At 45.5% G+C, this 11,877-nt stretch carries 10 protein-coding genes; 5 read left to right on the plus strand and 5 right to left on the minus strand.

Annotation, left to right across the window (positions count from 1 at the left end; genetic code table 11):
- The 5 genes from G5B00_RS14615 to G5B00_RS14635 form a co-directional block, all read left to right on the plus strand.
- On the plus strand, positions 1-269 hold a 269-nt coding region (locus tag G5B00_RS14615; protein ID WP_163876986.1), incomplete at its 5' end, for a hypothetical protein.
- A gap of 459 nt (positions 270-728) precedes the next feature.
- The gene (locus G5B00_RS14620) at positions 729-941 is read left to right on the plus strand and encodes a hypothetical protein (RefSeq protein WP_163876989.1); all 213 of its coding nucleotides are present in this window, start codon (positions 729-731) and stop codon (positions 939-941) included.
- A gap of 137 nt (positions 942-1,078) precedes the next feature.
- Positions 1,079-2,008, plus strand: coding sequence for a 3'-5' exonuclease (locus G5B00_RS14625; RefSeq protein ID WP_163876991.1), 930 nt, complete (start codon positions 1,079-1,081; stop codon positions 2,006-2,008).
- 20 nt (positions 2,009-2,028) lie between these two features.
- Positions 2,029-2,991: a thioredoxin-disulfide reductase gene (trxB, locus tag G5B00_RS14630; RefSeq protein WP_163876994.1), complete on the plus strand. Its 963-nt coding sequence runs from the start codon at positions 2,029-2,031 to the stop codon at positions 2,989-2,991.
- 151 nt (positions 2,992-3,142) lie between these two features.
- The gene (locus tag G5B00_RS14635) at positions 3,143-4,831 is read left to right on the plus strand and encodes a sodium:solute symporter family transporter (protein WP_163876997.1); all 1,689 of its coding nucleotides are present in this window, start codon (positions 3,143-3,145) and stop codon (positions 4,829-4,831) included.
- Positions 4,832-4,897: 66 nt separating this feature from the next.
- On the opposite strand, the gene G5B00_RS14640 is transcribed toward G5B00_RS14635, so the two are convergent.
- The 5 genes from G5B00_RS14640 to G5B00_RS14660 form a co-directional block, all read right to left on the minus strand.
- On the minus strand, positions 4,898-6,103 hold the full coding sequence (locus G5B00_RS14640; RefSeq protein ID WP_163877000.1) for an NAD(P)/FAD-dependent oxidoreductase: 1,206 nt from the start codon (positions 6,101-6,103) through the stop codon (positions 4,898-4,900).
- Positions 6,103-6,423 (minus strand): hypothetical protein, encoded by a 321-nt coding sequence (locus G5B00_RS14645; RefSeq protein WP_163877003.1) that lies wholly within the window; start codon positions 6,421-6,423, stop codon positions 6,103-6,105. Before G5B00_RS14645 ends, G5B00_RS14640 begins: the two co-directional genes overlap by 1 nt.
- Before the next feature lie 76 nt (positions 6,424-6,499).
- Positions 6,500-7,627 (minus strand): hypothetical protein, encoded by a 1,128-nt coding sequence (locus tag G5B00_RS14650; protein WP_163877006.1) that lies wholly within the window; start codon positions 7,625-7,627, stop codon positions 6,500-6,502.
- Positions 7,628-7,731: 104 nt separating this feature from the next.
- Positions 7,732-9,540, minus strand: a complete 1,809-nt coding sequence (locus G5B00_RS14655) for a glycoside hydrolase family 15 protein (protein ID WP_163877009.1) — start codon at positions 9,538-9,540, stop codon at positions 7,732-7,734.
- A 10-nt stretch (positions 9,541-9,550) separates the two neighbouring features.
- Positions 9,551-11,779 carry a bifunctional alpha,alpha-trehalose-phosphate synthase (UDP-forming)/trehalose-phosphatase gene (locus G5B00_RS14660; protein WP_163877012.1) on the minus strand — a complete coding sequence of 743 codons (2,229 nt, stop codon included), beginning with the start codon at positions 11,777-11,779 and terminating at the stop codon, positions 9,551-9,553.
- Positions 11,780-11,877: the final 98 nt, after the last annotated feature.

Genomic DNA, 11,877 nt, shown 5'->3' on the forward strand with positions numbered 1-11,877 from the left:
TTATGATAGGTACGTTGATAGAAAAAGAAAGTATAAGCAATTACAAGATAGTGGCCGCTGAGCGTAACAGAGCAGAAGAGCTCAGCAACAAATTATATGATGCCCAGCGTTTGGGTAATGAATTTAAGGCAAAAGTCTGTATCGTTTTTCAGACAGACGATGGCCCTAAGCGGGTAGAAACGACGGTATGGTCTTTGACGGATAAATATATACAGATTAAGAATGGCGTGTTGATTCCTTTGTCCTCGATTATTTCTGTGGAGTATTAAACTTATAGTTTTTGGAAACCTTAGTAGGCTTTAAGATGCATGTTGCACATTTTTGACAGGGCAATGGTCTAAATTAAATGGAGATTTATTTGATGCGCCTCTATCGCCGGCGCAGGGCGACTTACTTTGGCTTGTCCCAAAGTAAGCAAAAGACAAGACTGTGATTAATTTGTTCCAGCCACCACGCTCCACTCCCGAAGCGCCATACAAGGTCTCCGACACACAACCCTCCGCTCTGGACTGTGTATGGCTTGCATACTGCAAAGTGTAAGGCCGTCAAGACGGGATCTCCACGGGCTTGTTGTCCAAATGAATCAAGGTCGGTGGAGGTTAGTGCTTCTTACTCTGGCTTGCAGACAACGTATTGATGTGCAGGTAAAGTTAACTTTTGTGGATAGCGCCCGCCCATTTCACCAGCATCGGCAGGAATAGCCCTGCAACGGGAGGCTATGCGGCGGGATGCCCCTGGCTCCGTTCAGTTTTGTCGATGGGATTGAGGGCAAAAGCCCTAGGGAGACAAAACCAAGGGCAGCAGTTGCAGGGCTATTGAGCGTTGGAATTGTGGGACAGGATGCCTTGAAATGGGCAAGCACCTTGGGTACTTGGGTGCTTCCAAGTACCTGGCCAGTCTGGCCAAGAAGACGGAGAGGTGGTGCGGTCGCCAAAAGATAGAACTGTATAGGTTATACGTCCATTTCTTCTTGTCAGAAATTAAGAGCCGATTCCTCTAATATTTTACATTGTTTTCATGGTGTTACGGAAGCTTATTCGTAGATTAGCGGCTTAAATATTCTGGTTATTATTACCCCATGAAATTACAACTCAAAAGACCATTGGCTTTTTTCGACCTGGAGACGACAGGTGTGCATGTAGCTGTGGACAATATCGTAGAGATCGCGATCCTGAAAGTGATGCCGGATGGTTCGGAGCAGGTCTATAATAAGAAAGTCAACCCCGGAAGACCTATTCCTCCGGAGTCTTCCATGTTTCATGGGATCTACGACGAGGATATTAAAGACGCCCCGACGTTCAAGGATCTGGCTGAAGAAGTTGCACTCTTTTTAGAAGATGCGGATTTAGCCGGCTACAATTCCAACAAGTTTGATGTACCTATGCTCATGGAAGAATTTCTACGGGCAGGTGTGAACTTTTCGTTGGAGGGACGTTCGTTTATCGACGTGCAGAATATATTCCATCAAATGGAACAACGTACATTGAAGGCAGCTTATCGTTTTTATTGCGACAAAAATCTGGACAATGCGCATCAGGCCGAGGCGGATGTGCGTGCGACCTACGAGGTGCTGAAAGCCCAATTGGTCAAATATGAAGGTGCACCTTTCGAAGACAAACACGGGGAGGTATCTTACCCTGTTGTCAATGATGTACAGGCCTTGCACGATTTTACCAACTTATCCAAGCCCGTAGATTTTGCGGGTAGGCTGGTGTACAATGAGGATGGGCGGGTGGTCATCAATTTTGGTAAACACAAGGGGAGACCTGTCTCCGAAGTGTTCGAAGTAGAGCCCAGTTACTATGCATGGATGCAGAACGGGGATTTTCCGTTGTACACCAAAAAGGTGTTGGAAAATCTGTGGAAGCAGTTTCGGGACGGTAAAAAGGAAAATAAGCCTGTGACAACCGTTCCTGTACAGCGTACGGAAAAGGCACAAAAAAAGGAACCAGCCAAGCCCATTACGGTGGATATGCTGAAAGACTTACAATCTAAATTCGGAAAATAAAAATACGTCACCAAAGAGATATGAATGCAGAACAAGAAATAGAACATTTAAAGTGTTTGATCATAGGGTCTGGTCCAGCAGGCTATACAGCAGCGATTTATGCGGCACGGGCTGATCTCAAGCCTGTTGTTTATACAGGGATCGTTCCCGGAGGTCAATTGACACAAACCACAGAAGTAGATAATTTTCCGGGATACCCGCAAGGCATTACAGGTCCGGTGATGATGGAAGATTTTCGTGCCCAGGCCGAACGTTTCGGTACTGAAGTTCGTTTTGGTTATGCCACTAAAGTAGACTTTTCGAAGGATGGGGGAATACATACGGTCGTGATCGACGGTACGAAGACTGTGACGGCGGATACGGTCATCATCGCGACAGGTGCTACGGCCAAATGGCTTGGCTTGGAATCGGAGGAGAAATACAATGGCTTTGGGGTATCTGCCTGTGCCGTGTGTGATGGCTTCTTTTTCAAAGGGCAGGACGTCGCTATTGTCGGAGCTGGAGACACAGCTGCTGAAGAGGCGACATATCTTGCCAAATTGTGTAATAAGGTGCATATGCTCGTTCGTCGGGATGAATTCCGCGCTTCCAAAGCTATGATACACCGTGTGCTGAACACACCCAATATCGAAATCCATTATAATACCGAAACACAGGAAATCCTAGGTGATGGACAGGTCGTGACCGGTGTACGCGTAAAGAACAACAAGACGCAGGAAGAGAACGTGTTGGATATCACAGGTTTCTTCGTGGCCATAGGTCATACGCCGAATACCGAACTGTTCAAAGGTATATTGGATATGGATGAAACGGGATACCTGATTACAAAGCCGAATGTGACGGCAACGAATATCCCCGGTGTTTTCGCCTGCGGGGATGTGCAGGACAATGTGTATCGCCAGGCAGTCACGGCAGCAGGTACGGGTTGTATGGCCGCATTGGAGGCTGAACGGTATCTGGCCGCCAAAGAAAGTGGAGAATAACTTTTTAAGAGCAAAAAGTCATCGGGTCGTATTCCGGATCCGATGGCTTTTTGAATGCTTTTTAAACTTTTTCCAAAAAATAAGTGTAATTATAACAATTATTCATTTCTGTTTCTTACATTTATCCCAATTATAAACACAGTGTTATTATATGAACAGTTTTCTAACAACAAAAGACTTTATTGTTTTCGGATTGTACTTCATTATTGTTGTCGCTTATGGTTTGTATATCTACTACCGTAAGAAGGCTGCACAGGTCGATTCGAAGGACTATTTTTTGGCGGAAGGATCGTTGACTTGGTGGGCTATCGGGGCTTCGCTGATCGCTTCCAATATTTCGGCCGAGCAGTTTATCGGGATGAGCGGATCGGGCTATCAGATGGGGCTGGCCATAGCGGCCTACGAATGGATGGCAGCGATTACATTGATTATCGTGGCTATCTTCTTTATGCCCGTCTATCTCAAGAACAAGATCTTCACGATGCCGCAGTTTTTGAATCAGCGTTATAACGGGACCGTCGCCATGATCATGGCTATATTTTGGTTGGCGCTGTATATTGTGGTCAATCTAATGTCTATCCTGTACCTGGGTGCGGTGGCCATCAGTGGCATATCGGGGATCAGTATCGGTACATGTATTATCTTGTTGTCTATATTTGCGATTTTCATCACGCTCGGAGGGATGAAGGTAATCGGTTATACGGATGTCATCCAGGTGTTGGTATTGATCATTGGTGGACTTGTGGCAGTGTATATTGCTTTGGATATTATTTCCGAAGGGAATGGACTTTGGGCCGGGTTTAACAATCTGCAGAAAGGAGCGTCGGAACACTTTGATATGATTTTTGAACCCGACAATAAAAATTATATGGATCTTCCGGGGCTGAGCGTATTGATCGGTGGGCTTTGGATCGCCAACCTGAGTTATTGGGGGTGTAATCAATATATCACACAGCGTGCATTGGGGGCATCCCTCCCTACAGCTCGTAATGGTTTATTGTTTGCTGCTTTCCTAAAGCTCTTGATGCCATTGATCGTCGTGATACCGGGTATTGCGGTGTATTACATTATCAAGAATGATATGGGAGCGATCAGTGCCGACAGTCTGTTGACGAGTGCAGGTGTGCAGGATCCAAACAAGGCTTATCCGGCTCTGCTGACCTTATTGCCTACCGGATTGAAAGGTCTGTCATTTGCAGCATTGACAGCGGCTATCGTCGCTTCGCTTGCGGGTAAGGCCAATAGTATCGCTACGATATTTACATTGGATATCTATCAAAAGGCTTTCAATAAGAATGCCAGCGAGACCCGACTGGTCAATGTGGGTAAAGTCACGGTCGTCGTATCCCTGTTGCTGGGGACATTATTGGCGCTGATTGTAGGAGATGCACTGATGGGTGAGGGCAAGCAGGGCTTCCAATACATACAGGAGTACACGGGATTTGTTTCACCGGGTATCTTTGCGATGTTTTTGCTCGGTTTCTTCTGGAAAAAGACGACATCCAATGCCGCTCTTTTTGCGACCGTCGGTGGTTTTATATTTTCTGTCGTGTTGAAATTTTCAGGTCAATTGATGGATCTGGAATTCTTGTCGGCTATCAATTTTGCCGTACCTAATGCGCAGGGTGTGTACGAAATTCCTTTTATAGATCGTATGGCGATTGTTTTCTTGCTGTGTGTCATCGGTATGGTCATCATCAGTAAGATCGACAATGCAAGAGGAGTAGTGCCTAATGGATTGGAAGTCGATTCGAAAATGTTCAAGGCGCATCCGGCATTTATTATTGGGTCAGCGGTCGTTATCATTATCGTGACAGCGCTGTATACCATTTATTGGTAAAAAATAAGATGATTGAAGGAGATGCCCGACAGGATTTGAGAATCCTGTCGGGCCTTCTTTTGTAATCTATCTTCCAAACCTGAAGTATTCGGAAAGCGGGTGTTTTTTGCCTTGTAGCCATTTTGAGACCATTTCCATTCCTGTGACAGAAAAGGTGATGCCGTTGCCCCCAAAGCCACATACGAAATAGGAGTTCTTGAAATCCTTGTGCTCGCCGATATATGGGAGTCCGTCTTTAGTTTCGCCAAAAGTGCCTGCCCAGGCAAAGTCAGCATGGAACTCTTTGTCGGGGAATATCTTGTGAAAAGCTGTTTTTAGTTTTTGTTCTTTTTTGCCGATCATCTCATCCCGTTTTGGAGGGTTTTGAAATTCCTCGTCTTCGCCTCCGATCAAAAAGCGTCCGTCGTCTGTCGTACGCATATAGAGATAAGGTTCTGATGTATTCCAGATCAATATATCTTTGTGTTGTAGGTATAGTTTTTTGTTGATTTCCGAAACGATGGCAAATGAGCTCAATAGATTGACAAATTTTTCCGGGATCATAAGAGCGCTTTCGTAGCCTACACAGTACACGATCTTTTTGGCCTTGATAATGGCTCCTGAGGCAGTTGTACATTGGTTATATCCCTTTTTGTAGGTCACATCTACCAATTCAGTCTTGTCGAATATATGTAAGCCCCTTTTTTTATTGTATCGTAACAGTTCATGGGCCAGGCGAAATGCATCTACACTTCCTCCTTGTGTGGACAGTATGCCGCCATAGGAACCGTGTATGTCGTATTTTGTGAGGATCTCATTTTCCGACAGCCATTTCACATCGTAGCCGATATTTTTCCGTGCCTCAAATTCTTTTTTGAGCCAGGCTATATCTTTTTTTCGGGCGGCATAATACAGCGAATTCTTTTTTGTAAACCCGGCTTCGGATTTTATCTTTTTGGAAATCTTGCCCAGATCATCTATGGCTTTGCTACAGGCATCGTAACTGGCCACTGCCCCTTTTTCACCAATCATCTCTATCAGTTTGTATAGGGGTGTATCTATTTCGTACTGCAACATGGAAGTGGTGGCAGACGAACTCCCGTTGCATACCTCACGCTTGTCTATCAATACTGTCGCATACCCGTCTTTGACGCATTGATGGGCAATGAGACTCCCTGTAATCCCCCCACCCACGACCAGTACTTCGCACGTGAGATCGTCGTGTAGGGAAGGATAGCTGTGCAGCAGTCCATTTTTGACCAGCCAGAATGGCTCATTTGATTTTAAATCCATTATTCAACTCCTCCGGTACAGTCCATACAGGCATTGGCGTATGCATCATACTCGTGATATGCCGCACCTATCTTGCCAAATAACGTAATGATCCTGTCGATTCTTATTTTGATTCCTGTATCTAACACAACAAATACGCCTTTGTTTTTTTCTTCGGCCAATTTTATGGCCATACCGATTGCTTCATCGACCTGATTGTCCTGATTGAAAAAGAATATCTTGCCTTGGGTGCCCTTTTGGATGGCTTCTTCGATGACTTCCCGGTATTCCCAAGCGACAGGAAGATAAGGGGGCTCGGAGATTGTGTTTTTACGGTTCATAGCTTGTTTTTTTGTATAAAGTTACGGATTAATATAGACTTGCTAAGTTTTGGCAATTTTGCAAATCTCCGTCTTATCAAAATCTAAAAAATAATTGCAGACTGCCGTAATTGTATTGCATACGTGTCAAGAGGTGCTTATCCCAATGGTAAGGGACATAATGATAGGCTGCTTCCAATCCGATATAGGTTTTTCCGGAGAGATGGTGCATGGCAGCCAAAGCGACAGTAGTACGCATCGTATTGATGTGATACATCTGTACGGACTCTTCTTCGTAGGGATCCCCATATTCATCCGTGTAATGCGTTGTGGTTAACCGTCCTACTCCTGTTTCTGTCATGTCCCAAAATAGACCTATCTTGGGAGAGACAATAATTTTGTTGTTATCAAAAACCTTGTAGCCTACCGTTCCACCTAGATTAACACTGTACTCAGAGGATGTTACTTCTACTTCGTTGTGCAGCAAATACTCAAATTCATTGTTTTCTTTGTTGTTAAAGCGTATTTTCATTCCTAATTCAACAAGGACAGGATTGGAAAGTCTGGAAGAAAAGAATATGCCAAAGGTAGGACTTGTCTTAAACAGGGGGTACATACTTGTCAATGGCAACTCGGCTCCGGCATAGAAGCTAATACCATTGGAGCTTTTATTCCTATAGGCTGATTTTGGAACTTTTTCGTGCCGGACTTGATAAATCTCATCTACATGATCTGCCAATAAAAGAACAATAGGCCTCTCCAATTCATTAAGTTCGTAATATGGTGAGTTTAATAAGGCCAGAGCCTTGATTTTGGTCAGTGAATCAATGGTATGCCTTAACGGAATGAAGTTAAATACAGTCTTGTGCTCTGTATATATCTGTGCATAGTTTTTGTCCGCTGAACTTTTCCACCGTACCTCCAATGTGTTTTTGTGCCCTTTTAGGATGTAATTTCCAATAATACTATCTGTTGGTTTTTTCTCGATCAATGTACATAGGATACGCAGGCGCTCGGTAAGCTCATTTTCGCCGCAGGTGCTTTGGATCGTATTAAGAACACTTTCCAGGTTTTCAAAATCATTTTTCTGAAAAATAGGGACAAGCTGTTCTAAGGCTGTCTTGGTCACCTGTTCGCAATCTTGTGTATCTTCTACTTTCTGTTGGGCATAGAGAGGAACGCAAGCAAATGGTATGTATAGAAAAAGCAGTAAAATCTTAGCCATGGTTTTGCAAATCTCCTCCAAATTAGGGAAATTTATTTGTTTGTGAAAGTGGAGTAGACATAACCTTGCGAAGTGTTAGAAAACTTCGCAAGGTTATATAGTCCTTATTCATACAGGCTCTCAAAAAATACCGGGCTATCCAGTTTCATCGCAATGCGATAGGCAGCATTGACCAACCCGACATGGCTGTAGGCCTGCGGGAAATTGCCCCATTGGCTGCCATCCTGCTCGTTGACGTCCTCGCTGAAGAGCATGAGGTGGTTGGCAAAGGAGAGCAGTTGCTTGAAGACATCTTGTGCTTCACTCAATCGGCCTACACAGGCCAATGCTTCGACATACCAAAAGGCGCAGACCAAAAAGGTCGCCTTGGGCTTACCGAAATCATCACGGTGGAGATAACGATAAAAGAGTCCATGCTCGCCTTTGAGCTCTTTTTCCAATTGCTCCAGATGTCTTTTTGCCTTTTCGCTGCTAGGATCCAGGTAGTTCATCATAATGAGCTGCAATGTCGAGGCATCGAGATTGTCGCTATCCGTTGCATTGGTGTAGACCTGTCGTTGGGGATCATAGCAGCTTTCGATGTGCTGTATGGCCTTTTGTTGTAGCATTCGGGCCTTTTCCAACATATCATCAAACCCATACTGCCTGGCGATCTTGAGTGCTGCTGTAGCACCAGCCCACTGGAAAAGGTTGGAGTAGCAATGACGGTTTTCAAAATTGCGGAATTCCCATATCCCGGCATCTTTCTCGTCTATGGTATTTTCTATCTTTTGTAGGATATAGGTCGTCCAGGTTTTGGTGACGGACAGGTTTTGATGCCGAAAGCGATGATCGGTAAATAGTGGCAATAAGGCGATAAGTGCCTGTCCATACACATCGTTTTGGATATGCTCGTAGGCTTGGTTGCCGATACGGATCGGTTGGTTGCCGAGATATCCTTGCAGATAGTCTAGGATATCTTCGGTCAATGTGTTCTCTCCCATGATACCGTAGAGGGGTTGGAGCCTTCCGGTGTCGGTCTGCGTGATGTTGGCGATGTAGGAAGCATATTTTTCCATTTCTTCAAAATGACCGATATGGCTCAAGGCTGTCAGTACATAATAACTGTCCCTTAACCAGCAATAGCGGTAATCCCAGTTGCGCCCCGCTCCCGGAGATTCGGGAAGGCTCGTGGTGCTCGCCGCGATGATGGCTCCTGTATCTTCATATTGATGGAGTTTGAGTACCAAAGCCGAACGGATGACTTCTTTTTGATAAAACGAGGGTATAGAGGCATTTTTTACCCATTTTTGCCAATACAGTTTGGTGCGTACGAGAAAATCCTCCGATGTGCGTTCGATAGGCGCTTCAAAAGGGCTGCCGTAGGTGAGCACAAGGTAGATAGGCTTGCTCAGTACATAGGGGATATCATCAAAGAAATGGCTCACCGGCATATTGGTAGCCAAGCGCATTTTGATGTCTCCATGTTCGAATTGTATGTGGTTGCTGCCCCGGTATTTCTCAAAATCCTGCTGTCCGTAGTGGTACTTTGGTGTACATGTGACCCGGATACGGGGATGTCCGCTGACAGGCTCTATCTTTCGGATGAGCATGAGGGGTTTGAAATAGCGTTCGTACTGTTCGAAGCGGGGGGCAAAGTCCGTGACCCGATAGCTGCCTTCCTTGCTTTCAATGACAGTGCATAGAATATTTGTATTTTCCAGATAATACTGTGTGCTGTCCAGAATGTCCGTATGGGGTAAAATAGAAAACTGACCGCCCATCCCTTTGTCAAGCAGTCCGCCGAACACAAAGGAATCCTGAAATGATGGCCAACACAGCCAACTGATGTTCGTATTCTTTTCGACATGTGCGATATAGGCACAGTTTCCTACAATTCCACTGTTGTAGACATGTTTATTCGGTGTTTGCATCTTTTTGATTTTAATGATTAATGGACGTTGTCTCGGTGTTGCCGGGCTGTCTGCTGATACTGGCGATATGTTCGATCAGCAGAAGAGCTTCTTCCTGATCCTCGACGTAATACTGTGCTGCTGATTTTTTGCTGCCCACTTTCACGGTAATGGCTGTGTCGGGGAGTTCTTGAAACATATCTTCGTCGGTCGCATCGTCACCTATGGCAAAAATGAAGTCGGCATGGTAGCTGTTGACGATTTCCATCGCTGCCCTGCCTTTGTTGAGTTCGCTGTTTTTGACTTCGATGACTCTATTGCCCATCAATAGTTGAAGGCCATGATGGGGTATGAGGTAGCGTAAGCTATCCATAAGCTCCTGCGAACGGGACTGGCCAAGTCCGGTCTGTACTTTACGGTAATGCCATGCCAGAGAGTAGTTTTTCTCTTCGACAAAGGCTCCGGCGGTACGGTTGGCAAACTTGTTCATGATATGCTGTACGGGGATTTTCCAACGGGTGGAGATATGGTCTTTGGTATGCCAATGAAAATCGGGATAGTTGGTCCATGCGCCATGTTCGGCCACCAGGTAATAATCCCTGTCTCCAAACCAACGTTGGAGGGTCTCATGTGGACGACCGCTGATGATGACGATTTGATTGGCCGGATCTGCTTGCAGCAGATCGAGGGTATGATACAGGTTTGCCGTAGGTGAGGCCGCTTCGGCATCGTTGTGAAAACCGATCAGCGTGCCATCATAATCAAGGAAAAACAGCCGTTTTTTGGATTCTTTGTAATGTTGTAGAATAGATTCACGGATTTCGGCTCTAACCTGTCGGGCCATTTCCTGCTTTTGTATGCCTTTGATTTCTCGCAGACGGTTGAAAAATATCTTTACCCAATGTCGGATATTGAATTTTTGGACAATATCCAGGCTATCCTTCAAGCGTGTACGCTGTTCCTCTTCGGGCATTTCTATGGCTGTTTTCAATGCTTCCCTGATCTGCTCAATGGAATGGGGATTGACGAGGAGAGGCCCTAACAACTCTTTGGATGCTCCCGCCAATTCGCTGAGGACGAGTACGCCGGCGCTATGCGCCTTGCTGGCGATGTATTCTTTGCTGACCAGGTTCATGCCGTCGCGGAGCGATGTGACCAGACAGATGTCGGCGGCAACATAGAGGGCGGAAAGTTCCTCGACCGGAAAAGAATTGTAGAAATAGGCGATGGGAATCCATGTATTGGTTCCATAGACAGCGTTGATATGTCCGACCATACGATCTATATCGTCGCGCAGCAATTTGTACTGAGGTACAGTATCACGCGAAGGGACGACCAGCATATAGAGCATGACCTGTTCATGCAGGTCCGGATATTCCTGCAATAGACTTTCGTAGGCTTGCAGGCGTTCGATGATACCCTTGCTGTAGTCCAATCGGTCTATGCTCAAGATAAATTTTCGGTTTCGGTAGAATTCCTTGATTTCCCTGGCCCGCGTCTGTACAGCTTCACTCTGGGCCAGATCATTGAATTTGTCAAAGTCTATGCCCATGGGATAGACCTCGACGAACACACTGCGGCCATTGCTGTGCAGGCAGTTGTTTTGTATGGACAGTCCTAAGATGTGTGTACAGGCATTGAGAAAATGTTGGGTGTCGTTGTAGGTATGGAAAGCAATCAGATCGGCTCCCAGAAGGCCTTTGAGCAATTCGTCCCGCCACGGGATGCTTCGAAAGACCTCGTCGGGAGGGAAGGGGATATGCTGAAAATAGCCTATAGCCAGATGGGGATGGGTTTTGCGAACGAGTTGGGGCAACAGCATCAATTGGTAATCGTGTATCCACACCTCATCTTTATCTTCAGGGTGCTGGTTTGAGAGTACGTGTGCAAATTTTTCGTTGACTTTTTGATAGGCTATCCAATTGTCCTTGTCGTAAACGGCATAGGAGGGTTGATAGTGAAAGATGGGCCACAGCACTTCATTGGAAAAACCCTCATAGTACCCTTGGATTTCCTCTTCGGTGAGAAATACAGGGACCAGATTGAGTTCGCTTAGTTTTTGATGGACGAGAGCCTCTTCTTGTTCGTTTTGGGCCACGAAGCCTGGCCAGCCTATCCATATGTTGCCTTCTTGCCGGTAGATGGAACCGAGGCCGGTGGCCAGACCTCCTTCGCTTGGGATAAAATGTAGTTCTTGTTCGTGCCGTTCAATACGGACAGGGAGTCGGTTTGAGATTATTATTGTTCTTTTATTACGCATACAGTTTGAAAATACAAGATAAGTAAACGGTTTAGATAGCTGTTTACTGTATATTTTGCTAGGTATGTATAAAACAAAGAAAGTGGGAAAAGGTTTTG

This window comes from Parapedobacter sp. SGR-10, from assembly GCF_011030405.1.
Classification (GTDB): Bacteria; Bacteroidota; Bacteroidia; order Sphingobacteriales; family Sphingobacteriaceae; genus Sphingobacterium.

Excerpts from the sequence above, each read along its gene's own strand:
- G5B00_RS14620 (WP_163876989.1), top strand. The coding sequence starts at position 729 with ATGCCCCTGGCTCCGTTCAGTTTTGTCGATGGGATTGAGGGCAAAAGC.
- G5B00_RS14625 (WP_163876991.1), top strand. The coding sequence starts at position 1,079 with ATGAAATTACAACTCAAAAGACCATTGGCTTTTTTCGACCTGGAGACG.
- trxB (WP_163876994.1), top strand. The coding sequence starts at position 2,029 with ATGAATGCAGAACAAGAAATAGAACATTTAAAGTGTTTGATCATAGGG.
- G5B00_RS14635 (WP_163876997.1), top strand. The coding sequence starts at position 3,143 with ATGAACAGTTTTCTAACAACAAAAGACTTTATTGTTTTCGGATTGTAC.
- G5B00_RS14640 (WP_163877000.1), bottom strand. The coding sequence starts at position 6,103 with ATGGATTTAAAATCAAATGAGCCATTCTGGCTGGTCAAAAATGGACTG.
- G5B00_RS14645 (WP_163877003.1), bottom strand. The coding sequence starts at position 6,423 with ATGAACCGTAAAAACACAATCTCCGAGCCCCCTTATCTTCCTGTCGCT.
- G5B00_RS14650 (WP_163877006.1), bottom strand. The coding sequence starts at position 7,627 with ATGGCTAAGATTTTACTGCTTTTTCTATACATACCATTTGCTTGCGTT.
- G5B00_RS14655 (WP_163877009.1), bottom strand. The coding sequence starts at position 9,540 with ATGCAAACACCGAATAAACATGTCTACAACAGTGGAATTGTAGGAAAC.
- G5B00_RS14660 (WP_163877012.1), bottom strand. The coding sequence starts at position 11,779 with ATGCGTAATAAAAGAACAATAATAATCTCAAACCGACTCCCTGTCCGT.